The 22,797-nt window shown below is 38.1% G+C and carries 20 protein-coding genes, 3 tRNA genes, 2 rRNA genes and 1 other RNA gene; all 26 read left to right on the top strand.

Annotated elements, in window-relative coordinates; all coding sequences use genetic code 11:
* Positions 1–25: 25 nt before the first annotated feature.
* The 26 genes from DICTH_RS05455 (at position 26) to DICTH_RS05330 (ending at position 22,749) form a co-directional block, all read left to right on the top strand.
* Positions 26–475: a hypothetical protein gene (locus DICTH_RS05455; RefSeq protein ID WP_236608250.1), complete on the top strand. Its 450-nt coding sequence runs from the start codon at positions 26–28 to the stop codon at positions 473–475.
* Positions 476–1,693 carry a cell division protein FtsA gene (gene ftsA, locus DICTH_RS05450; RefSeq protein ID WP_012546979.1) on the top strand — a complete coding sequence of 406 codons (1,218 nt, stop codon included), beginning with the start codon at positions 476–478 and terminating at the stop codon, positions 1,691–1,693.
* Positions 1,694–1,717: 24 nt separating this feature from the next.
* Positions 1,718–2,830, top strand: coding sequence for a cell division protein FtsZ (gene ftsZ / locus DICTH_RS05445; protein WP_012548060.1), 1,113 nt, complete (start codon positions 1,718–1,720; stop codon positions 2,828–2,830).
* Positions 2,793–4,448, top strand: coding sequence for a radical SAM protein (locus DICTH_RS05440; RefSeq protein WP_012548632.1), 1,656 nt, complete (start codon positions 2,793–2,795; stop codon positions 4,446–4,448). The genes ftsZ and DICTH_RS05440 overlap by 38 nt, the downstream gene beginning before the upstream one ends.
* Positions 4,445–5,158, top strand: a complete 714-nt coding sequence (locus tag DICTH_RS05435; RefSeq protein WP_012547546.1) for a polyphenol oxidase family protein — start codon at positions 4,445–4,447, stop codon at positions 5,156–5,158. The genes DICTH_RS05440 and DICTH_RS05435 overlap by 4 nt, the downstream gene beginning before the upstream one ends.
* A gap of 2 nt (positions 5,159–5,160) precedes the next feature.
* On the top strand, positions 5,161–6,063 hold the full coding sequence (locus DICTH_RS05430; RefSeq protein WP_012548436.1) for a hypothetical protein: 903 nt from the start codon (positions 5,161–5,163) through the stop codon (positions 6,061–6,063).
* Between the two features lies 1 nt (position 6,064).
* Positions 6,065–6,772, top strand: a complete 708-nt coding sequence (locus DICTH_RS05425; RefSeq protein ID WP_012547335.1) for a YggS family pyridoxal phosphate-dependent enzyme — start codon at positions 6,065–6,067, stop codon at positions 6,770–6,772.
* Positions 6,769–7,467, top strand: coding sequence for a response regulator transcription factor (locus DICTH_RS05420; protein ID WP_012546906.1), 699 nt, complete (start codon positions 6,769–6,771; stop codon positions 7,465–7,467). Before DICTH_RS05425 ends, DICTH_RS05420 begins: the two co-directional genes overlap by 4 nt.
* Complete coding sequence (locus DICTH_RS05415; RefSeq protein ID WP_012547921.1) at positions 7,448–8,500, top strand: sensor histidine kinase; 1,053 nt, start codon at positions 7,448–7,450, stop codon at positions 8,498–8,500. The genes DICTH_RS05420 and DICTH_RS05415 overlap by 20 nt, the downstream gene beginning before the upstream one ends.
* Entirely contained in the window at positions 8,493–9,716 is a 1,224-nt protein-coding gene (locus tag DICTH_RS05410; protein WP_012547731.1) for a DUF1015 family protein, read from the top strand. The genes DICTH_RS05415 and DICTH_RS05410 overlap by 8 nt, the downstream gene beginning before the upstream one ends.
* A 5-nt stretch (positions 9,717–9,721) precedes the next feature.
* Positions 9,722–10,822, top strand: a complete 1,101-nt coding sequence (gene rodA / locus DICTH_RS05405) for a rod shape-determining protein RodA (protein WP_012548613.1) — start codon at positions 9,722–9,724, stop codon at positions 10,820–10,822.
* Positions 10,819–12,612: a TIGR03960 family B12-binding radical SAM protein gene (locus tag DICTH_RS05400; protein ID WP_012547245.1), complete on the top strand. Its 1,794-nt coding sequence runs from the start codon at positions 10,819–10,821 to the stop codon at positions 12,610–12,612. The genes rodA and DICTH_RS05400 overlap by 4 nt, the downstream gene beginning before the upstream one ends.
* The gene (locus DICTH_RS05395) at positions 12,602–13,243 is read left to right on the top strand and encodes a TIGR03936 family radical SAM-associated protein (protein WP_012548532.1); all 642 of its coding nucleotides are present in this window, start codon (positions 12,602–12,604) and stop codon (positions 13,241–13,243) included. Before DICTH_RS05400 ends, DICTH_RS05395 begins: the two co-directional genes overlap by 11 nt.
* On the top strand, positions 13,236–14,024 hold the full coding sequence (locus DICTH_RS05390) for a Cof-type HAD-IIB family hydrolase (RefSeq protein WP_012547029.1): 789 nt from the start codon (positions 13,236–13,238) through the stop codon (positions 14,022–14,024). Before DICTH_RS05395 ends, DICTH_RS05390 begins: the two co-directional genes overlap by 8 nt.
* Positions 13,999–14,307, top strand: coding sequence for a divalent-cation tolerance protein CutA (gene cutA / locus DICTH_RS05385; RefSeq protein ID WP_012548283.1), 309 nt, complete (start codon positions 13,999–14,001; stop codon positions 14,305–14,307). The genes DICTH_RS05390 and cutA overlap by 26 nt, the downstream gene beginning before the upstream one ends.
* Positions 14,283–14,753, top strand: coding sequence for a nucleoside deaminase (locus tag DICTH_RS05380; RefSeq protein WP_012548737.1), 471 nt, complete (start codon positions 14,283–14,285; stop codon positions 14,751–14,753). The genes cutA and DICTH_RS05380 overlap by 25 nt, the downstream gene beginning before the upstream one ends.
* 27 nt (positions 14,754–14,780) lie before the next feature.
* Positions 14,781–14,872 (top strand) — tRNA-Ser (locus DICTH_RS05375).
* Between the two features lie 22 nt (positions 14,873–14,894).
* Entirely contained in the window at positions 14,895–15,122 is a 228-nt protein-coding gene (locus DICTH_RS05370) for a hypothetical protein (RefSeq protein ID WP_012547515.1), read from the top strand.
* An 8-nt stretch (positions 15,123–15,130) separates the two neighbouring features.
* An RNA gene (gene ffs / locus DICTH_RS05365) (signal recognition particle sRNA large type) lies at positions 15,131–15,396 on the top strand.
* A 20-nt stretch (positions 15,397–15,416) separates the two neighbouring features.
* Complete coding sequence (locus tag DICTH_RS05360; protein ID WP_012547301.1) at positions 15,417–16,178, top strand: TatD family hydrolase; 762 nt, start codon at positions 15,417–15,419, stop codon at positions 16,176–16,178.
* Positions 16,175–16,777, top strand: a complete 603-nt coding sequence (locus DICTH_RS05355; RefSeq protein ID WP_012548402.1) for a TatD family nuclease-associated radical SAM protein — start codon at positions 16,175–16,177, stop codon at positions 16,775–16,777. Before DICTH_RS05360 ends, DICTH_RS05355 begins: the two co-directional genes overlap by 4 nt.
* Positions 16,778–16,780: 3 nt before the next feature.
* Complete coding sequence (locus DICTH_RS05350; RefSeq protein WP_012547558.1) at positions 16,781–17,686, top strand: radical SAM protein; 906 nt, start codon at positions 16,781–16,783, stop codon at positions 17,684–17,686.
* A 191-nt stretch (positions 17,687–17,877) separates the two neighbouring features.
* Positions 17,878–19,425 (top strand): 16S ribosomal RNA (locus DICTH_RS05345).
* Between the two features lie 68 nt (positions 19,426–19,493).
* Positions 19,494–19,570: transfer RNA gene (locus tag DICTH_RS05340), tRNA-Ile, on the top strand.
* 22 nt (positions 19,571–19,592) lie between these two features.
* Positions 19,593–19,668 (top strand) — tRNA-Ala (locus DICTH_RS05335).
* Between the two features lie 65 nt (positions 19,669–19,733).
* Positions 19,734–22,749, top strand: a 23S ribosomal RNA gene (locus tag DICTH_RS05330).
* The 16S and 23S rRNA genes sit together here with 2 tRNA genes alongside, the layout of an rRNA operon.
* Positions 22,750–22,797: the final 48 nt, after the last annotated feature.

Here is a 22,797-nt window from a genome sequence, read left to right as displayed (position 1 = left end):
AAATGATTTGAGGTTTAAAAATATTTTGTTTGTTAAGTCAATAGTCCCTAAAATAGAGAGAAAATATAATCTCGTTATTACTAAAGCACATTATATACCCTGGGGAATATATATAAAATATGAAGATGCAAAAACTCTTTTGGATGTTGAGTTTGACAATAAGAACTATTATTATAATCAAAAGTTTGTAATAATGGAGAAATATTTGCCTTTTGATGATACAATAAAAGTAGAAGGAACAAACAATATAGGTATTATTAAGGATATTCTAAATAATTTTAATTTTATTAAAATTCGAAGAATCAAATTTTATGATAAATATTTTGAAATTTATGGAGATCAGTTTATCTTGAAACTTAATATTAAAGATTATCAAGAAAAGAAAAAATATGTCATTTACCTTATAAAGAACTTTGATTTAAAAGGTAAGAGCTTAGATTTTAGGTTTCGTATTCCTTTTATTGGAGGAAATTAAATGTCAGATTTAATAGGAGCTATTGATCTTGGATCTACAAAAATCGCAGTAGTAATTGCCAACTTAAATGATAAAAATGAGGAGTTAGAATTAATTGGTTTTTCTATGATACCTTCAAGAGGTATCAGCTATGGAGTTATTAATGATATCCAAGAAGCTAGTAATTGTATAAAGGAGGCAGTGCAAAAAGCAATAAAAATAGCAGGAATAAGAGTTCCTCCAAGAATGATAGCTACTATAAGTGGTGAAAAAATTACAGCTGTACCCAGTAGAGGGATGATTATTGTTAAAAGTAGAGAACAAGAAGTGACAGAAGCTGATGTTAGAAGGGCTATTGAAGCAGCAAAGGCAACCTCAATTCCAGATGATAGAGAAGTTATATATCATGTAGTAAGAGGTTTTAGGCTCGATGGACAAAATGGTATTATTAACCCTGTTGGAATGGTGGGGACTCGACTTGAGTCGGATTTATTATTGGTAACTCATGATAAAGTTCAACTTAGGAATGTTATAAATGCCTTTCAAAAAGCAGAGGTAAATATAGAGGGTTTTATTCCACAGGAGATAGCTGCTTCAGAGGTGGTACTTACTAATGAAGAAAAAAAACTAGGTGTGGTTTTAGTGGATATTGGTGGAGATTTGACAAATCTTGCAGTCTTCAGGGAAGGTTATCTATATGCAACTGGAATATTAAAATTAGGAGGGGAAAGAATTACGAAAGATATTGCAATAACCTTGAAAATACCAACAGAAGAAGCTGAGAGAGCTAAGAAGATATTAGGTACTCTTAGACAAGATAGAGAAGAGTCTTTAGAAGTGTTATCCCTACAACAAAGAAGAATTAAAATTACCACATCTCAGGTTAGAGAAATTATTCAACCAAGAGTTGAAGAGATTTTGGATTTTATTTTAAAAAAATTAGAGGAGCTAAACTCTCCCATAGAGTTAGTTCCAGGTGGAATTGTAATTACAGGGGGTACTGCATTGTTGGATGGGTTAGAAGAATTTGCTCAAGAATATTTAGGGGTACCTGTGAGGGTTTGTCGTACACTCAAGACTTATAATATTTTTGAAGAAAAAGATGCTGTTTTTTATTCTTCTGCTGTGGGAGCTTTGGAAAGGGCTGTAAAAACAATCACTATAGATGAAGGTAGTAAAAAGTTTCTTGACTATTTAAAGGAAATATTTAAAAATATATTTAGTCCTTTTAAAGAATAATGCAGGGGAAGGTGGTGTATTACCTTGTTCTCAATTTTATCAAATGATTTGGATAGATTTGATGAGGTTAAAGCTAAGATTAAGGTAATTGGAGTTGGCGGAGGGGGAGGAAATGCTATTAACAGGATGATTGAGGCTGGAATTCAAGGAGTTGAATTTATTGCAGTAAATACTGATGTTCAAGTTTTGGCATTGAATAAAGCTCCTCATAAAGTTCAAATTGGAGAACAAATTACACAAGGTCTTGGCGCAGGTGGTGATCCTAAAATTGGTGAGAAAGCTGCTATTGAAAGTAGAGACATAATTAAGGATGTACTTCAAGAAGCTGATATGATTTTTATCACAGCTGGAATGGGTGGTGGTACAGGTACAGGTGCATCTCCCATAATCGCAGAGATAGCCAAAGAAATAGCTAAGCTTGTAATTGCAGTAGTGACTTTACCTTTTAGTTTTGAAGGAAGAAAAAGAAGAGTTAATGCGATGGAAGGTATCGAGAAATTAAAAAATAAAGTAGATACTTTACTTATCATTCCTAATGATAAGTTATTAAAAATTGGAGATAAAAATACTCCAATACTTGAATCTTTTAAAAAGGCAGATGAGGTACTAAAGCAAGCAGTACAGGGTATAACTGAGCTTATCACTGTTCCAGGACTTATTAATTTAGATTTTGCAGATATTCAAGCTATAATGGCAAGAGCTGGCACAGCTTACATGGGTATAGGTATTGGTAAAGGAGAAAATAGAGCTAAAGAAGCTGCTCAAAATGCACTACAAAGTCCACTTTTAGATTTTTCCATTAATGGAGCTAAAGGAGTAATATTTAATGTTACTGGTGGCTTAGATTTATCAATCCATGAGGTAGAAGAGATAGCGGAGGTTATAACTCCTAGGGTAGATCCTGAAGCAAATATAAAGTTTGGAGCAGTTATAGACGAAAATATGAAAGATACAATAAAAGTTACCTTAATTGCTACTGGTTTTGATCATCAAGAAGAAACCTTGTATCAAGGAGAAAGCGAGGCTAAAAGAAAAGACTATACAAGTATTTCGGAAGAAGATCTGGATATACCTGCAATTTTGAGGAGAAAGAAGTTAATTGAACTGGAACATAAAAAAGGAGATAATCAGTCTTAGAGAAAAAGAAAAGGGTTTTAAGTTAACAAAGAAGGGCGGAGATATAAGTATACTATTAATATACCCAAATAAGTACTCTGTTAGTTTAAATAATCTTGGGTACATAGGTATTTATGAGATCTTTAATAGGTGCAAAGGAGTAATCTGCGAAAGAGCTTACATCCCTGAGGATTGGAAAAAGAGAAAGGATTTTAGAGTATATTCCATAGAGAGTTTTAAGTCCCCATCTGAATTCGATGTTTTAGCCTTTTCTGTAAGTTTTGAACTCGATTTCCTAAATGTTATCTATATTTTAAAGAATGAAAATATACCTTTATTTTCTTATGAGAGAGATGATTCTTACCCTCTAATTGTAGGTGGAGGAATAGCTTTAAGTGCAAATCCCGAATCACTTGCAGATGTTTTTGATATTCTTTTTATAGGAGAGGGAGAAGAGCTTGTAAGAGAGTTTTCAGATTTTCTCATTTTGAAGAAGGAAAAGGGACTAACTAAAAGAGAGTTTTTTGAATTATTAAAAGATATAGAAGGAATTTATATTCCATCTATAGATCAAAAACTGCCTATTAAGAGAAGGATTTATCTCAATTTTGAAAATGATCCTATGGTTTCTCCTATAATATCGGAAAATGCTGTTTTCTCAAACATGGCTTTGTGTGAGTTGGTGAGAGGTTGTAGATATCAATGTAGGTTTTGTCTTGCTGGTTATTTCTATAGGCCATATAGATCTTCTTCGATGGAGATAATAAATAAGAAACTGAGGAATTTTTATGATTTTATGCCTAGAATTGGTATTATAGTGCCTGCTGTTGATCCTTCTTTGAACCTCAAAGACTTCGTTAATAATTCGGATAATGAAGAATTAGTTTTTTCCTTTTCCTCGCTAAGGCTCGAGGATATTAATCAAGATTTGCTTGATTTAATTAAAAGATCAGGACAAAAGACTGTAACTATAGCTCCTGAGGCAGGAACTGATCGCTTGAGGAGGGTTTTAAATAAGGGATTTACAAATGAAGATATTTTGAATTTTGTAGATAAGTTAAAAGGTTACGGAGTTCAGACCTTAAAGTTATATTTTATGCTTGGACTTCCTACAGAGAGTGGAGAAGATATAGAAGGGATCTATTCGTTAATAAAGGAAATAAGAAGCTTAAATCCTAAGTTGGAAATAACAGCAAGTTTTTCTACTTTTATACCTAAACCCCATACTCCATTCCAATGGGAAAGTATGAAAGACAAAGATTATATTGTAGAAAAACAAAGATTTCTGTTAAAAAAACTACGGGAAATAAAAAAGGTAAAAATAGAGATGGAAGATTATTTCTGGAGTTTTTGGCAAGGAGTATTTAGTAGAGGAGATAGAAATTTGAATACTCTTTGGAGAGAAGTATACGAAAATAAGGAGATTTCAGTTAAAATTCTTAATAAGATTTTGAGAAACAATAAAGATCTTTTGTTAGGTTATCTTAAAGAAAAAGGTAGGAGTGATAAATTATCCTGGGATGTTATAGATACGGGAGTAAAAAGAGATTATTTGTGGCGAGAAAGAGAAAGAGCTTATGAGGGTAAATTGACTATGGCTTGTAGTAAAAATTGTAAGGTTTGTGGGGTATGTATATGATATGGAGATCAAGACTCTTAAATAGTTTTCCCGAGATATCTCATGGCTTTGTTTCTTACCCCTTTTCTTTTCCTTTTAAAATTAGTTTTCGTTACCTCCCTAATTATTTTAGTTTTTTCTATCTAATAAGGATGCATCCTAAAAATTGGGTTTTTGCAGACCAAGTACATGGCGATGGAATATATTTAGTTGGGAAAGAGAAGAACAAATTTTTCCCTAAGATTGCATATAAAACTGATGCATTACTTACTCAAGAAAGAAAGAGACCTTTAATTATGTTTTTTGCAGATTGTATGCCTATTTATATTTATGTTCCCAAAATTAGGCTTGTAGGTTTAGTTCATTCAGGGTGGAGAGGATCAATAAGAGATTTCCCTTTGAAGGTTATTAGGTTTATAAAAAATTCTTATAATGTAGAAAGTAGAGAGATCTTTTTGAGTGTAGGTCCAAGTATTCATGCTTGTTGTTTTGAAGTAAAGGAAGATTTCATAAATCAGCTTCCAAGGGAATATAGCAATTTTATAATAAAAAGGGAGAATAAAACCTTTTATGATCTGATAGAATTGGTTAAATATCAATTTGGTAAAGAAGAGATTCCAAATTCAAACATAGAGATTTCAGATATATGTACTTTTTGTAACTCAAAATTTTACTCTTTTAGAAGGGATAAAACTTTGAATAGAAATTTAGGATACATTTTTATTAGATAGCTATGTATAGAGAGGATTTTTATAAAATCCACAACAGAAAAAGAAGAAATAAGTTTAAAGGAATTTTACTTTTATTATGTGCTTTCCTAATTGTTTTTGGTATTGTTTTGGTGCTAAGGAATAGAGACGATAATGAGATTGTTGGAATATTCATTTTTGATGAACAGATCCTCCAAGCCCCCTCTGATGGGATTTTTAGATCAAAGCTTGCAGATATGGAAAAAATAAGAATAGGCCAAGTTGTGGGATATATTGAAAATAGTTCGAAAGAGAATTATTCTGAGATAAGTTTGTTAGAAAACAAATACAAAGACATTTTAGAGAATTTAGATGATATAGGCGAGAAAATAAATCTTTATATAGATGAGTTGCGAATAAAAGCCTTTAAGGGAAATTTTGATGAGTATAATGATATTGTAAAGAAGATAAAACAATTATCAGATATGAGGAAGGATTATTTAAATAAGTTGGATAATATTTCTAAGGAAATTCAAAAGCTTAACCAGGAAAAATTCCAGAATTTAGTTGTGTCCCAGAAATCTGGTTATATAGTTTTTGATGTAGATAATTTTGTTAGAAGGGAGATCTCCCTAGAAAATTTAACTATTAATGATTTAAAAAAGACAAAATATGCAAACTATTTGAATAAGAAAGTGAGAAAAGGAGAAATAATTGGGGTTGTTAGGGATTTTCCACCAAATTCCTTTGTTTTTTTCTCTAAACTCCCTTTCGAGAAAGGTAAATACTTGGTAATTAATTGTGAAGATAAATTTGTAATTAAAGTAAAAGTAATGGAGATAGAAGTTTTAAAAAATTTTTACAAAATAAATACTTTACCAATTGGAGTTAACAATATAATATTAAAAGAGAGAATAATTAGAGGAAGGGTAGTAAAAGTCCTTTAGTATGAATGAGTTCTCTTTCATAGCAGAAAATTGGAAAAAAGTTCAAGAAAGAATAATTAAAAAGGCTGAAGAGTGCGGGAGAGATCCCTCGGAAATTAATGTGGTTGCTGTTTCTAAAGGGGTTCCTCCCGAAGGTATAAGAGAGGCTGTAAAAGTTGGGATAAAGGCTATAGGAGAGAATAGGGTTCAGGAAGCAGAGAAGAAAATTTCTCTCCTTTCAGATCTTAGTTGTGAATGGCATATGGTAGGACATCTACAGAAGAATAAGGTTAAAAAAGCGATAAATTTATTTTCTCTTATTCATTCGGTAGATACCTTTGAGCTTGCTGAAGAGCTCAATAAATATGCAGAAAAAGAAGAAAAAGAAGTGGATGTTCTAATACAGTTAAATCTTTCTGAAGAGCCTACTAAGTACGGTTTTAAAGAAGAAGAATTTTGGAAAGTATATGAAAAGATTTTTGAGCTTAAGAATCTAAACGTTAAAGGGCTTATGACTATAGGACCTTTAACAGGTGATAAAAATGAGGTAAGAAAAGTTTTTAGAAAATTGTACACTATATGGGAGAAACTTAAAGAAAATACTAAATTAAGCCTCCCCTATCTTTCGATGGGAATGTCTGAAGATTTTGAGATAGCTATTGAGGAGGGAGCTAACCTTTTAAGGTTAGGTAGAATAATATTTCAAAAAGACTTTGAGGTGAGAAGATGAAAAAGATTCTTTTAGTAGAGGATGATAAGGGCATTGTTAATTCTCTATCTCTCCTGTTAAACAAAGAGGGATATGAAGTAGAAGTTGCCTATGATGGAGTAGAAGCTTTAAACAAATTTAAATTGTTTAATCCAGATCTTGTACTACTGGATATTATGCTTCCAGAAAAAGACGGTTGGGAAGTATGTAAAGAAATAAGAAAAATAAGTAATGTTCCTATTATTATGCTCACTGCTAAAGATGAGGAAGTGGATAAGGTATTAGGATTAAAAATGGGGGCAGATGACTATATTACTAAACCTTTTGGGGCTAAGGAACTTTTAGCAAGAATTGAAGCAGTACTTCGTAGATACCAATCAGATTTATCAAAAAGCCAGAAGATTGTAGCTCCTCCTTTTGAGATGGATCTTGTTAAGAGAACAGTAAAAGTAAAGGGAAAAGAAGTTAATCTATCCTATAGAGAGTTTGAGATTTTAAAACTTCTTCTTTCTTCTCCAGGAAGAGTGTGGACTAGAGATATGATAATAAAGCACATATGGGGCGAAAATTTCTGGGGTGAGCCTAGAGCGGTGGATGTTTACATAAGATGGTTAAGAGAGAAGGTTGAAGATGATCCAAGTCATCCCAAATATATTATTACAGTTAGAAATTTAGGTTATAAATTCCAGGAGGGAAATGAAGATAAGCAAGATTGAAGAAAGATGGAAAGTACTTACTGAGAATGTTCAGATTGGTATCCTTATTGTGGATAAGGATGGACTTGTAATTTTTGCAAATAATAAGGCAAAAGAATTATTTGATATAAAAAATAACAAAAACAACAATAAAAAGCTTATTGAGCTGATACCAGATTATGAGATCGATGATCTATATAAGAAAACTCTCCAAAACAAAAGTTATAACAAAACTAATTTAAATTTTTGGGGAAAAGAGAAAAAATATTTGGAAGTTGAGGCCTTTTATCTTAGTGGAAATCAGGAAGTTTTATTGATTATTAATGATTATACACCTCTTTACAGGTTGGAAGAAAATTTTAAGGAATTTCTTGGAAATGCTTCTCATGAGTTAAGGACTCCTTTAACCTCAATTCAGATATTAATTGACTTATTTTCGGAAAGAAAAATTACTCTTGATGAAATATATAATGAGTTCTTTCCATATTTAAGAAAAGAAGTTGAACGAATGTCAAAACTTGTAAGTAACCTGTTAAATTTATCACGGCTTGAGGCTGGAGTAATAGATTTACAACTTAAAGAGGTAAATCTTACCGAGATAATAATGGAGATTGTAGATAGATTAACTCCTCATATCTCTAAGAAAAATTTAGAGATAAATCTAAAAATACCAGAGAAGGTTATTGTAAGTGCAGATCCGCAACATGTTGATACTATAATCTTCAATATAGTAGAAAATGCTGTAAAATATACTCCTCCTAGTGGGTCAATAGAGATAGGAATTAATGAAGATAGTGACAATGTGGTCCTTTGGGTTAAAGATACAGGTATTGGCATACCCGAGAAAGATTTAAATAGAATATTTGATAGATTTTATAGGGTAAATAAATCTAGAACTAATGAGGATGGTTTTAGTACAGGATTAGGCCTTTCTATAGTAAAAAAGCTCATTGAAAGACATGGATGGAGTATCACGGTAGAAAGTAAGGTTAATAAGGGAACAAAATTTGAGATTATAATCCCTAAAAGAAAGGAAGGAGTAAAAGATGGTTAAAGTTCATCCTTTTAGTGCATTGAGGTTCAATTCAGAACTTCCTATTAATTCTTTAATTGCTCCTCCTTATGACGTAATTCCCAAAGAGGAAAGAGAAAAGTATCTAGGGATGCATCCCTATAATATCACTCATCTAACTTTAGGAGATTCTTTACCAGTTAATTACGAGGAAATAAAAGAGCTATTTTTGAAATGGATCGATTCTCAGGTGTTAATTACCGAGAGTCCTGGTTTTTATTTATACAAACAAGAATTTCAGTGGGGAGATAGATATGAGTATAACTATGGACTGATTGCCTTGTTGGAACTTGAACCACTTGGTGAAAACATATTACCTCATGAACATACTTTTTCTGGCCCGAAGCTTGATAGGCTTGAACTTTTGAGGAAACTAAGAGCTAACTTAGAACCCATCTGGGGGATATATGAGGATAAAGATAGTATCTTGCGTAGTATTTGGAGAGAAGTGGAAAAAGAAAAGCCTATAATTAAAGCTCATGGTTGGGATTACAGAATTCATACTGTTTGGAAATTAGATAAAGATAATTATGTTAATCTTATTGAGAATTTCTTCTTGGATAAGAAAGTTTTGATCGCAGATGGACACCATAGGTATGAAGCCTCATGGCTTTATTATGAAGAGAGTAAAGATCCTAATGCTAAATATATTATGATGTTGATGACTGATTTGTATGATCCAGGCATTAAACTTCTTCCCACTCATAGGGTTTTAAAGAATAATATTGGGATAGAGCTTAATGCGTTTAGAAAATATTTTGATCTTTATCTGGAAGATAACAAAATTGAAAATTTAGATCTCTCTTTTAAACCTAACAATCCATATATATATTATGCAGTAGATAATAAACTCTTTAAATTGGTTCCAAAAGCTGATTATATAAATGAAAACAAGGAGCATTCAGAATTGTGGTGGATTTTACCTACTACTATTTTACATAAAGGTGTATGGGAAGGAATCCTTGGTAAAACAGAAAATGAGTTGCAAGAAAAAGGAGTAATTAGATTTTCTCATGATATAAAAGAGGTTAAAAGTTTGTTGTACAGTAGTGATTATAAATCAGCTTTTGTTTTACCCTCTATACCTATAGAGATTGTGTATACTCTTGCTGTTAATAGAGAACGGCTTCCTCAAAAATCTACTTATTTTTATCCAAAGCCTGTTTCTGGATTAATTATTTGGAGAATGAATGGTTGATATAAATGAGAAAAAAAGACATAAAGTTAATATTAATTGTCTTAGTCTTAACTTTTATAGGTTTCTTCTTCATATATGACACTACAGCCACACGTCTTATGGCTAAGGAACTATCTCCATATATTTTTGTACAGAGGCAGTTTATTGCCTTTTTAATAGCTATAGCCTTTTTTCTCTTCTTTGTAACTACCCCTTACCGAGTATGGGAAAGACTTTGGAGGTTTATTTATGGTTTTAATTTATTACTTTTAATCTTAGTTTTATTCTTTGGAAGGGAAAGCTTAGGTGCGCAAAGGTGGTTTTCTATATTTGGTTTTTCTTTTCAACCTTCCGAACTTTCAAAACTTTTGATTGTAATATCTCTTGCTGGATTTCTATCTGAATTAGATTACAAAAGAAAAAAACTTGGATTTAAAGAATTTGTTTTTACCATTATATTAATCCTCATTCCTTTTTTAGCTGTGATGGTGCAGCCTGATTTAGGGACTGCAATAGTGATTTTTGTAACAGGTATTTTTATTTTGTTTTTATCCGAGATTTCATATAAATATCTTTTGAGATTGATCTTACTAGGTTTTTTGTTGCTTCCTTTTCTTTGGTTGATTTTGAAACCTTATCAACAACAAAGAATACTTACTTTCTTAGACCCAATGAAAGATCCTCTCGGTAGTGGGTATCAAGTGATACAATCTATAATTGCAATTGGGTCTGGAGGCATTTGGGGTAAAGGATGGTTTCAGGGTACACAAACCCATTTAAATTTAATACCCGAGCAACACACAGATTTTATATTTTCGGCTATAGGAGAGGAATTTGGGTTTTTAGGATGTGCTTTTATAGTCCTTCTGTACTATCTGCTTTTTAAATATACTTGGGAGATTGCAAGAAGTATTAAGGATAAATTTGGTAAATATGTGATAGAAGGAATACTTTTTTGTTGGTTTTTTCAAACTTTTGTAAATTTGTGTATGGTGATGGGGATTTTTCCAGTTGTGGGTATCCCTTTGCCATTTATAAGTTTTGCAAGAACTTCTCTTATTGTTAATTATGCTATGTTGGGATTGATCATAAATATCTATACAAGAGGGGAAAGACAAGCAATATGATCGATATAGATAGCTTACTTTCAGATATAGAAAAACCTTCAAGATATATAGGGAATGAACATAACATAATAATAAAGCCTTGGAATGAGGTTAAACTAAGAGTTGCCCTTGCTTTTCCAGATTTGTACGAGATAGGGATGTCTCATTTAGGTTTTCAAATAATATATTATCTCTTAAATAGAAGAGACGATGTTTTGTGTGAGAGAGTATTTGTTCCTGGAATAGATCTCGAGAAAAAACTCAAAGATAAGAGATTACCACTATTTACCTTAGAAAGTAAGAAACCTGTGAATATGTTTGATTGGGTTGCTTTTAGTCTTGCCTATGAATTGACCTATTCGGGTGTGCTTACCATATTGAATTTGGCTAATATTCCTCTTTTTTCAAAAGATCGTGATGAAAAATATCCTCTTGTAATAGCAGGAGGGCCTACGGTTTTAAATCCTGAGCCTATTGCAGATTTTTTTGACATAATTTTTATTGGAGAAGCAGAAGAAGCGTTAGATAAGATAGTAGATACTTATATAGAATGGAAGGAAGAAGAGAAGAAGTCAAAGATAGAATTTTTTAGGAGTGTTTCTAAGATTGAAGGAGTGTACATACCCTCTTTATATGAGGTTGAGTACAAGAATGGTAAGTTTTATAGCATAAATCCCAAATATGACTGGGTCCCCAAAATAGTTAAGAGAAGGATTGTCTACGATCTTGATAACGCTTTTTTCCCTACAAAGCCTATTGTTCCTATTCAACAAGTGGTACATGATAGAGGTTCTGTTGAAATTATGAGAGGGTGTCAGAGGAATTGTAGGTTTTGTTTAGCTGGGTATATATACAGACCTAAAAGATACAGAAGCGTAGAAAAAGTAATAGATTATACTCGTGAAATAATAAAAAACACAGGTTATGAAGAAATAAGCTTACTATCTTTAAGCAGTAGCGATTATCCAGAAATAGAAAGACTTGTAAATTTACTTACGGAAGAATTTTCGAAAAAGATGGTAAATTTTTCTTTACCTTCTTTGAGGGCTGATAACTTTTCTTTATCTCTTGCCGAAAAAATATCGAAAGTAAGAAAGTCAGGCCTTACTTTTGCAATAGAATCTGGAAGTGAAAGGCTAAGAAGAGTAATAAATAAAGGATTAAGAGAAGAAGATTTTTTGAAAACTCTAGAAGTTGCTTTTCAAAAGGGTTGGAATAACATTAAGTTATACTTTATGCTAGGTCTTCCTACCGAGACCAATGAGGATATTTACCAAACTGTAGATTTGATCTATAAGATACTTAAACTTAATAAAAGTGCAAAATTACATTTAAGTTTCTCGGTTTTTATACCTAAGCCTCATACTCCTTTCCAATGGGAAAAGTTTGAAGAAAAGAGTGTAATAGAAGAAAGAAAACAGATACTTTTTAGACATTTGAATAAAAAAAGAAATATCACTATAGATGTGCATGACTATAATATGAGTTTTCTTGAGGCTGTATTATCTCGGGGGGATAGGAGGTTAGCTAAAGTAATATTTGAGGCATGGGAGAAGGGGAGTAGATTGGAAGGATGGAAAGAATATTTGAATTTACAATATTGGAATAATGCTTTTAAGGAAACTGGAATTAGTCCTACAGTTTATACAGGAGAATTAGATATAGAGGAGAAACTACCTTGGGATCATATTTTTGCTGTCTCTAAATACTATCTCATGAAAGAAAGAGAAAGAGCATATAAAAATATAGAGAGTGGAGCTTGTGAATGGAGAATTTCTTGCGATTTTTGTGGGGTAGACCATGGAGAATAGATATTTTTATAGATTGGTTTTTTCTAAATTAGGTCTTTTAAAATATTTAGGGGCAAATGATTTCCTTATCTTTTTAGGTCGAGCTCTAAGAAGAGCAAATATTCCTATTAAATATTCTGAGGGTTATAATCCAAGACCTCTTATCTCCTTAGGATTTCCTTGTCCTGTAGGAGTAGAGAGTAGAAGGGATTATGTAGATATGACACTACATGAGGAGATTGAGGAGAGAGAGATTATAGAAAAGATCAATAAAGAGCTTCCGCCCGACATAAGGTTTTATGAGGGTTATAAAGTTAAAAAGTCCTCCTTAATAGAGGATACTTATGGTATTAATTACGAGTTACATCTGTTTGTACATAGAGAAAATTGGTTTGTTTCCGAAATAGAAAATATTAATTCTTTAAGGGATACTAAAATTTTGGTGAGAAGAGGGAATAATATTAAAGAGATAAAGCCTTTTGATTATATAAAGAGTGTCTCCTATAGAAAAACTAAAGACAATATATTTTTGGTATATTTAGAGACTATTAAGTTAGATAATACAATACTGAGAGGGGAAGAATTCCTTGACCTTTTCACTGTAAAACCCTTATTGATGAGGCAAATAAGGGAAGTGATATTAAATGTATAAGCTTTTTATTACCGATTTAGATGGCAGTATAATTGATGAATCAGAAGTCATCTCTTCTAAGAATGTTGAGGCTATAAATCTATTGAGAAAAAACAATATTGAAGTAACCATAGCGACAGGAAGAAGATGGTCGTCTATTACTAAGATTGTGGAACCTTTAAATTTAAATATCCCTGTAATAATTTATAATGGTGCAGGAATATATGATCCGGTAAAGAATTCCTACTTGTACTTAAAATATCTTTCAAAAAAAGAAGTAGCTGAGTCTTTGACTGTTATATCAGAGTACTGGGACTATATTAAACTTGGAGTTTATTGGGATGATAAATTAATCGAAGATAAAGAAGCGTTAGGTTTGTTGAAGCAAAATAAAGAGGGTATAATTAAGATTTTTATAGAAGGTGAAGAGAAGTTTCTTAAGGAATTAAAAAACAAAATACTGCAGGATAAAGATTGTTTAAATGTGGTTTTTTCGTCTTATAAGTATTTAGAAATTTTGCCCAAAGGTGTCTCAAAGGGAAAAGCACTTAAAGAGTTAGTTAAATTTTTGGGAATAAAATTAGAAGAAGTAATAGCTTTAGGAGATTATGATAATGACGAAGAGATGATAAAATGGGCAGGATTAGGTATAACTTTGGAAAACGCTTCTATTAGATTGAAAAAAGTGGCAAATTATATTATCGAAGCTTCTCCAAAAGAATCTGTTTACTATATAATACAAGAGGTACTTAATCTTAAAAAGGAGGTAAGTATCAATGATTCTTGCTATAGTGACCATTGATACCTGGGAAAATGCAGAAAGAATATCAAATATACTTCTGGATGAAAAGCTCTCTGCTTGTATAAACATAATTCCAGGGGTGAAATCTATTTATATCTGGCAAGGTGAGAAAAAATCTGATGATGAAGTGATTATGTTAATAAAAACCGAAAAGAACAAATTTCCAGACCTTGTTAAGCGCATAAAAGAATTACATCCGTACGAGTTACCAGAAATAATAGGAATTCCGATAAATTATGGTCTTCCAGAATACTTGGAATGGGTGAAAGACTCTCTTCAATAGATAGTTTTTTTATGCATGAAGCAATAAAGGAAGCCGAGAAAGCTTTAAAAAAGGGAGAAGTACCCGTAGGTGCGGTGGTAGTTTTTAATGAGAAAATAATAGGAAGAGGTTATAATTTAAGAGAAACCAAAAAAAGTCCGATCCTTCATGCAGAAATTATTGCTATAGAGAAGGCAGTCAAAAAAATAAATGATTGGAGACTTTATAATTGCACTTTATATGTGACTTTGGAGCCTTGTATAATGTGTTTTGGGGCTATTTTAAATTCACGTATAGATAGATTGGTTTATGGAACTGAAAACCTTGAGGAGGGCTTTACTAAATTTTTGAATGTTGATAATTATAGAAAGTGGCAACTTAGAGAGATAATATCTGGAGTTGAAAAGGATAAGTGCGAGGCTTTATTAAAGGAATTTTTTAAGAATGTGCGGAGTTCACGTTTATAGAATTTTATGATAAAATAATATGTAGACGGAGAGGTGGCTGAGTGGACGAAGGCGCTCGCCTGGAGAGCGAGTAGACCGCGAAAGCGGTCTCGTGGGTTCGAATCCCACCCTCTCCGCCATGTTTTTATAAAAGAGGAGAAAATGGGTAATATTAGAGAATTATTGAGTACTTCTAGTGTAATTGTTAGTTTCATTGTTGGCTTTTTGGCTGCATATGCAGTCATCAAGGAGATTGATTTTTCTAAAATTTTCAAAAATGAAAAGAGTATAGGAGCATTTGTTGGAAAAGTAATATTGTTCTTTTTTATAGTATCCTTTGTTTGGGTACTTTTAAGTTCTTTATTTATACTTTTGAGAATCCAAGAGTAAACCCAGGGCTATGCTTAGGTGGGGAGCTAGCGGTGCCCTGTACCTGCAATCCGCTATAGCAGGACCGAAAGGCCACCCGAGGTATAGTCTTGTGGGAGCAGAGGGAGATAAGGGAGCTATGAAGGTCAGGAGCTGTGCACTAAGAGTGCCTCGAACCCCGCCAGGTCCGAAAGGAAGCAACGGTAAGAGGTTGCTCTTAGGTGCCGCAGTAAGCCTGGCTGGAGCTTACCTGTCTTCTTCTACCCGTAAGGCTATATCGACGGTGGAGGCATAGCCCTGGACTTTGGTAGAAATATGTGGATAGATACTCATGTACATCTTAATGACGAAAGGCTTTATCCTCAATGGATGGACTATGTAAAGAGAGCCAGAGAAAATAGTGTTATCTCCTTTTTTGTGGTAGGATATGATTGGGAGTCTAGTTTAAGAGCTGTCAATTTAAGTGATTTTGATGGTATATACTCGATTGTTGGAGTACATCCTCATGAGTCTTCAAGTCCTGATATAGATAATCTTAATTGGAAAAGTTTAATCACCGAAAAAACTCTTGCTGTGGGAGAAATAGGACTTGATTATTATAAGCTTTATTCTCCAAAAGATAAACAAAAAGAAGTTTTCTCAAAATTTATCCAGTTTGCTAAAGAGGTGAAGAAGCCTATTGTTATCCACTGCAGAGATGCATGGAAAGATCTCATTGACGTAATGAAAGCTGAAAGGGTTTGGGAAATTGGGGGGATAATGCATAGTTACAGTGGAAGTTACGAAGTATTTAAAATCATCTGTGAATGGAATTTCTTGTTTAGCTTTTCTGGACCTATAACTTATCCTAATGCCAATAACCTTAGGGAAGTGGTAAAGAAAATTCCTCTTGATTATCTTATTATAGAAACAGACGCTCCATATTTGCCTCCTCAGTCCCATAGGGGCAAGATGAACGAGCCTGCTTACTTGCCTGAAATTGCTCAAAAAGTTGCTGAGTTAAAGAATACAAGTATGGAAGAATTATCAATTAAGTTTCGAGGGAATTTAAATAGATTATTTAGAAGAGATTTATGAGTGAAACTGTATATCAGTTAGGCAATAGTTTATACTTAAACATAACTAATAGATGCACTAATAGGTGTGTTTTCTGTATTAGAAATTTCACGGACAGAGTTGGAGATAAAAAGTTAGTACTTCATAAGGAACCTTCCTCTTTGGAAATAATAGAGTCCCTTAAAAAAATAGATTTAAGACTTTATAAAGAAGTCGTATTTTGTGGGTTTGGTGAGCCGCTTATTAGGGTGGAGGTTGTAAAAAAAATATCGAGTTTTATTAAGCATAGTTATCCTTCTACTCCGATAAGGATAGATACAAATGGACATGGGAATATATTCAATCAGAGGAATATTGTGCCAGAAATTTCTCCTTATATAGATGCGATTTCTATAAGTCTTAATGCTGAGAGTAAAGAAAAATATAACCGTTTATCTAGACCCATCTTTAGTGATGCTTACGAGGCTGTGATTGAATTTATTAAAGTTTCAAAAATGCATATTAAGGATGTAACTGTGTCAGTAGTTAATTTACCTATTGTTGATATAAAGAAATGCGAGAAAATAGCTGAGGATTTAAAAGTAAATTTTAAGTTAAGGGATTTTGTGAGATCTCTATAAAATATGATTCCTTCATATATAAGTCTTTACAAATCTGGGGAACTTGAGAGAAGGGTTATTTTATTAAAAGATGTTTTGAAAAGTTGCTCTTTATGTCCAAGAAAATGCAAAGTAAATAGAAAAATTGGTGAGTTGGGTTATTGCAAAGCACCTTACAATCTTGTAGTTTCCAGTTATTTCCCTCATTTTGGTGAGGAAAAAGTTCTTGTGGGTAGAAATGGTTCAGGCACTATATTTTTTACTTTCTGTAATTTAGGATGTGTATTTTGTCAAAATTATACTATAAGTCATTTGGGAATTGGGGAGGAGATATCAACTGAAGAACTTGCTGGTATAATGTTGCATCTTCAAAGGCTTGGTTGCCACAATATTAATCTTGTTACTCCTACTCATTTTGTTCCTCAAATAATAGAAGCTTTATTAAAGGCAATAGAACAAGGTCTAGAGATTCCAATTGTATATAATACTAGTGGATACGAAAATTTGGAGATTCTTAGGTTATTAGATGGAATAATTGATATATACATGCCAGATATTAAGTTTTATTATCCGGAAACCGCAAAGAAGTTTGCAAACGCGGAGGATTATCCTGAGGTTACAAAGATTGCAATAAAAGAAATGTATAGACAAGTAGGAAACTTGATAGTAAATGAAGAGGATATTGCTATAAGAGGGTTAATTATAAGACATCTTTTGTTACCTAATCATTTACCGGAATTAGAGGGATGGCTAAATTTTATTAAGGAAGAGTTATCTATTGAGGTTTTCCTCAACATAATGGATCAGTATAGACCCTTATACATGGCGTATAAATACCCTGAGATAAATAGAAGAATAAGACCTAAAGAATATGAAGAGGCAATTAGTATTGCTAAAAACTTGGGGTTTAAAAACTTATACTTAGGTTAAAAAAAAGTCAGGGTACCCTCTTGCAAAGGGTAAGGGGTTTGTGATAGAATTTAAAGCGCCCGAGGGAAAGGGCGGATGAACCTTAGACAAAGGGAGAGAGAAGGAAGAAGGGAAAAGAGGAAAGGGAAGCGGTCGGACAGATAAAGAGCGAGGATTAAACCTTCCGAGAGGAAGGTTATATTTATTATAACCGGATGGAGGGTTTGATCCTGGCTCAGGACGAACGCTGGCGGCGTGCCTAAGGCATGCAAGTCGAGCGGTAGCTCCTATTGGTTTATGCCGATAGGAGTGAGAGCGGCGCACGGGTGAGTAACACGTAGGTAACCTACCCCAGAGAGGGGGATAACACCTCGAAAGGGGTGCTAAACCCCCATATACTTACCGAGCGATATGCTCAGGTAAGGAAAGAGTATAGAGGGGTAACCCTCTATGCTGCTCTGGGATGGGCCTGCGGCCTATCAGCTAGTTGGTGGGGTAATGGCCCACCAAGGCTAAGACGGGTAGCCGGCCTGAGAGGGTGGTCGGCCACACTGGGACTGAGACACGGCCCAGACTCCTACGGGAGGCAGCAGCCGGGAATCTTCCGCAATGGGGGAAACCCTGACGGAGCGACGCCGCGTGAGGGAAGAAGCCCTTCGGGGTGTAAACCTCTTTTCTCGGGGAAGAATACTGACGGTACCCGAGGAAAAAGCCCCGGCTAACTACGTGCCAGCAGCCGCGGTAAGACGTAGGGGGCGAGCGTTGTCCGGATTTACTGGGCGTAAAGGGCGTGTAGGCGGCTTAGCAAGTCAGATGTGGAAGCCCTGAGCTCAACTCAGGGAGGTCATCTGATACTGCTAAGCTAGAGGGCAGGAGAGGAGAGCGGAACTTCCGGTGTAGCGGTGAAATGCGTAGATATCGGAAGGAACGCCGGTGGCGAAGGCGGCTCTCTGGACTGACCCTGACGCTGAGGCGCGAAAGCTAGGGGAGCGAACGGGATTAGATACCCCGGTAGTCCTAGCCGTAAACGATGGGCACTAGGTGTGGGGAGTTAGACTCTCCGTGCTGCAGCTAACGCGATAAGTGCCCCGCCTGGGGAGTACGGCCGCAAGGCTAAAACTCAAAGGAATTGACGGGGGCCCGCACAAGCGGTGGAGCGCGTGGTTTAATTCGATGCTAAGCGAAGAACCTTACCAGGGCTTGACATGCAGGCTGTAAGCTCACTCGAAAGGGTGAGTGCCAAATAGGGGGGTTTCCCCTATTTGGAGCCTGCACAGGTGGTGCATGGCTGTCGTCAGCTCGTGTCGTGAGATGTTGGGTTAAGTCCCGCAACGAGCGCAACCCCTGCCCTTAGTTGCCAGCGGGTAAAGCCGGGCACTCTAAGGGGACTGCCGGCGAAGAGCCGGAGGAAGGTGGGGATGACGTCAAGTCAGTATGCCCCTTATGCCCTGGGCTACACACGCGCTACAATGGGTGGTACAGAGGGGAGCGAAGCCGCGAGGCGGAGCGAATCCCTAAAGCCACCCCCAGTTCAGATCGCAGGCTGCAACTCGCCTGCGTGAAGGCGGAATCGCTAGTAACCGCAGATCAGCCACGCTGCGGTGAATACGTTCTCGGGCCTTGTACACACCGCCCGTCACACCACGAGAGTCCGCAACACCCGAAGTCAGGCGAAGAGCCTGCCGAAGGTGGGGCGGATGATTGGGGTGAAGTCGTAACAAGGTAGCCGTACCGGAAGGTGCGGCTGGATCACCTCCTTTCTTACGGAGAATTTAGGATAAGCTTTCCTTTTCTCACCTTCTTCCTCTCCTCCCTGAATTTTTGAAAAGGGCTCTTAGCTCAGGTGGTTAGAGCGCACCCCTGATAAGGGTGAGGTCCCTGGTTCGAGTCCAGGAGGGCCCACCAATTTAAGTTTGAAATTGAGGGTGGGGCTGTAGCTCAGCTGGGAGAGCACCTGCTTTGCACGCAGGGGGTCACCGGTTCAAGTCCGGTCAGCTCCACCATTTGTACCTTAGACAAAAGAAGATTAGGGAGAGATCCAAGAGGGATGATACAGTAATCAGCCGGGCGTCAAAGTAGAAAGGGCGTACGGTGGATGCCTAGGCACCAAGGGCCGAAGAAGGACGCGGCAGGCGGCGAAACGCCCCGGGGAGCTGCGAGCAAGCTATGATCCGGGGGTGTCCGAATGGGGAAACCCACTCCGGGTAATGCCGGAGTATCCCTAAGGGGAAACTCTTAGGGAGGGGAACCAGGGGAACTGAAACATCTTAGTACCCTGAGGAAAAGAAAGAGAAATTCGATTCCCTGAGTAGTGGTGAGCGAAAGGGGAGGAGCCTAAACCTGTGTGGTGTAGAAGCTCGCGGGCGTTGCCACACAGGGGTAGAGGGATAAGGTCGGGGAAAGCCGCGACTTTCCCGTAGGCGAGGTACACATAGCCGAATGGTCTGGGAAGGCCAGCCAGAGAGGGTGAGAGCCCCGTAGGCGAAATGTGTACTAAGCCTATGGACCTTACTCCCGAGTAGCGTGGGACACGGGGAATCCTGCGCGAATCTGGGCGGACCACCGCCTAAGGCTAAATACCCTTGGTGACCGATAGCGCATAGTACCGTGAGGGAAAGGTGAAAAGAACCCCGGAGAGGGGAGTGAAATAGAACCTGAAACCGTACGTCCACAAGGGGTAGGAGAGCTATGCTCAAAGAGGGTTTCCCTTTTTGAGCAAGGCTCGACTGCGTGCCTGTTGAAGAATGAGCCGGCGAGTTAATGCGTGTGGCGAGGTTAAGGGAGTGCAGTCCCGGAGCCGAAGTGAAAGCGAGCCTGAATAGGGCGCTTAGTCACACGCATTAGACCCGAAACCAGGCGAGCTACCCATGGCCAGGATGAAGCGGGGTTAACCCCCCGTGGAGGTCCGAACCCGTTAGCAGTGAAAAGCTATGGGATGAGCTGTGGGTAGGAGTGAAAAGCTAATCGAGCCTGGAGATAGCTGGTTCTCCCCGAAATAGCTTTAGGGCTAGCCTCAGCCGATGAAGCCCAGGGAGGTAGAGCACTGGTTGGGCGAGGGGCGGGGATCCGCTGCCGAGTCCAGTCAAACTCCGAATGCCCTGGGTGGATGGCTGGGAGTCGGACCGTGGGGGATAAGCTCCATGGTCGAGAGGGGAACAGCCCAGATCAACAGCTAAGGCCCCAAAGTCCGGGCTAAGTGGTAAAGGAGGTAGCTTGGCGAAGACAGTCAGGATGTTGGCTTAGAAGCAGCCATCATTTAAAGAGTGCGTAATAGCTCACTGATCGAGCCAAGCTGCGCCGAAAATACACGGGGCTAAGCCCGGCGCCGAAGCTTTGGGTTCTACCTATCTTCGGATAGGTAGAGCGGTAGGGGAGCGTTCCGCTGTAGGGAGAAGGCGGACCGGAAGGACCGCTGGACGAGGCGGAAGTGAGAATGCCGGCATGAGTAGCGAAAAGGAGGGTGAGAATCCCTCCCACCGAAAGCCCGAGGTTTCCTGGGTAAAGCTCGTCTTCCCAGGGTTAGGCGGGAGCTAAGCCGAGGCCGAAAGGCGTAGGTGATGCACAGCCGGTTAATATTCCGGCCCCACCTACTGACCGTTAATACCGATGGAGGGACGCAGGAGGGTAGGTGCGCCTGGTGGTGACATACCAGGTCCAAGCCCCAAGGGAGGGAGTGTAGGCAAATCCGCACTCCCGTTGAACTGAGGGGTGATGGGGAGCCCTCGTGAGAGGGCGAAGGCATCGAGCTCACACTGCCGAGAAAAGCTCCTAGGGAGGTCAGTGGGTGCCCGTACCGCAAACCGACACAGGTGGGCGAGGTGAAGATCCAAAGGTGCGCGGGATAACCCTCGTTAAGGAACTCGGCAAAATGGCCCCGTACGTTCGCAAGAAGGGGTGCCCGAGTAAGGTGAATAGCCTGAAAGGGCCGCAGTGAAGTGGCTCTGGGGACTGTTTACCAAAAACACAGGTCTCTGCTAAGGCGTAGAAGCCGATGTATAGGGGCTGAGGCCTGCCCGGTGCTGGAAGGTTAAGGGGAAGGGTTAGGGTGAATAACCCGAAGCCCTGAACCGAAGCCCCAGTGAACGGCGGCCGTAACTATAACGGTCCTAAGGTAGCGAAATTCCTTGTCGGGTAAGTTCCGACCCGCATGAAAGGCATAACCACTGGAGCGCTGTCTCAACGAGGGGCCCGGTGAAATTAGAGTGTCCGTGAAGATACGGACTACCCGTGGCAGGACGGAAAGACCCCGTGAAGCTTTACTGTAGCCTGGCATTGAACTCTGGCACTGCATGTAGAGGATAGGTGGGAGGCTGAGAAGCGGGGGCGCCAGCCTCCGTGGAGCCGCCGGTGGAATACCACCCTTGTGGTGTTGGGGTTCTAACCCCAAAAGAAGAGCCTTTTGGGGGACAGTGCTTGGTGGGCAGTTTGACTGGGGCGGTCGCCTCCTAAAAGGTAACGGAGGCGCCCAAAGGTAGGCTTGGCACGGTTAGAAATCGTGCCTGAAGTGTAAGGGCGTTAAGCCTGCCTGACTGTGAGGCCGACGGGCCGAGCAGAGACGAAAGTCGGGCCTAGTGATCCGGTGGTCCCGAGTGGAAGGGCCATCGCTCAACGGATAAAAGTTACTCCGGGGATAACAGGCTGATCTCGCCCGAGAGTCCACATCGACGGCGAGGTTTGGCACCTCGATGTCGGCTCACCGCATCCTGGGGCTGGAGAAGGTCCCAAGGGTTGGGCTGTTCGCCCATTAAAGCGGTACGTGAGCTGGGTTCAGAACGTCGTGAGACAGTTCGGTCCCTATCCGCCACGGGCGGAGGAAACTTGAGGGGAACTGCTCCTAGTACGAGAGGACCGGAGCAGGCGGACCTCTGGTGTACCAGTTGTGCCGTCAGGTGCAGGAGCTGGGTAGCCAAGTCCGCACGGGATAAGCGCTGAAAGCATCTAAGCGCGAAGCCCACCCCAAGATAAGGTTTCCCACGGGGAAAGCCCGGTAAGGCACCTCCGAGAAGAGGAGGTAGATAGGCCGGAGGTGGAAGCGCAGCAATGCGTGGAGCCGACCGGTACTAATATGCCGAGGCTTTGACGCCTGGCTGGTTACTGTATGATCCTTCTTGGAGGAGTTATGGAGAGTATAG

This window comes from Dictyoglomus thermophilum H-6-12 (genome assembly GCF_000020965.1).
Classification (GTDB): domain Bacteria; phylum Dictyoglomota; class Dictyoglomia; order Dictyoglomales; family Dictyoglomaceae; genus Dictyoglomus; species Dictyoglomus thermophilum.
The sequence above is the reverse complement of the archived record's forward strand: the minus strand, read 5'-3'. Positions and strand labels throughout refer to the sequence as shown.

Excerpts from the sequence above, each read along its gene's own strand:
- ftsA (WP_012546979.1), top strand. The coding sequence starts at position 476 with ATGTCAGATTTAATAGGAGCTATTGATCTTGGATCTACAAAAATCGCA.
- rodA (WP_012548613.1), top strand. The coding sequence starts at position 9,722 with ATGAGAAAAAAAGACATAAAGTTAATATTAATTGTCTTAGTCTTAACT.
- DICTH_RS05370 (WP_012547515.1), top strand. The coding sequence starts at position 14,895 with ATGGGTAATATTAGAGAATTATTGAGTACTTCTAGTGTAATTGTTAGT.
- DICTH_RS05420 (WP_012546906.1), top strand. The coding sequence starts at position 6,769 with ATGAAAAAGATTCTTTTAGTAGAGGATGATAAGGGCATTGTTAATTCT.
- DICTH_RS05410 (WP_012547731.1), top strand. The coding sequence starts at position 8,493 with ATGGTTAAAGTTCATCCTTTTAGTGCATTGAGGTTCAATTCAGAACTT.
- DICTH_RS05430 (WP_012548436.1), top strand. The coding sequence starts at position 5,161 with ATGTATAGAGAGGATTTTTATAAAATCCACAACAGAAAAAGAAGAAAT.
- DICTH_RS05435 (WP_012547546.1), top strand. The coding sequence starts at position 4,445 with ATGATATGGAGATCAAGACTCTTAAATAGTTTTCCCGAGATATCTCAT.
- DICTH_RS05355 (WP_012548402.1), top strand. The coding sequence starts at position 16,175 with ATGAGTGAAACTGTATATCAGTTAGGCAATAGTTTATACTTAAACATA.
- DICTH_RS05415 (WP_012547921.1), top strand. The coding sequence starts at position 7,448 with ATGAAGATAAGCAAGATTGAAGAAAGATGGAAAGTACTTACTGAGAAT.
- DICTH_RS05360 (WP_012547301.1), top strand. The coding sequence starts at position 15,417 with ATGTGGATAGATACTCATGTACATCTTAATGACGAAAGGCTTTATCCT.
- DICTH_RS05400 (WP_012547245.1), top strand. The coding sequence starts at position 10,819 with ATGATCGATATAGATAGCTTACTTTCAGATATAGAAAAACCTTCAAGA.
- DICTH_RS05380 (WP_012548737.1), top strand. The coding sequence starts at position 14,283 with ATGGGTGAAAGACTCTCTTCAATAGATAGTTTTTTTATGCATGAAGCA.
- DICTH_RS05425 (WP_012547335.1), top strand. The coding sequence starts at position 6,065 with ATGAATGAGTTCTCTTTCATAGCAGAAAATTGGAAAAAAGTTCAAGAA.
- cutA (WP_012548283.1), top strand. The coding sequence starts at position 13,999 with ATGATTCTTGCTATAGTGACCATTGATACCTGGGAAAATGCAGAAAGA.
- DICTH_RS05390 (WP_012547029.1), top strand. The coding sequence starts at position 13,236 with ATGTATAAGCTTTTTATTACCGATTTAGATGGCAGTATAATTGATGAA.
- DICTH_RS05395 (WP_012548532.1), top strand. The coding sequence starts at position 12,602 with ATGGAGAATAGATATTTTTATAGATTGGTTTTTTCTAAATTAGGTCTT.
- DICTH_RS05350 (WP_012547558.1), top strand. The coding sequence starts at position 16,781 with ATGATTCCTTCATATATAAGTCTTTACAAATCTGGGGAACTTGAGAGA.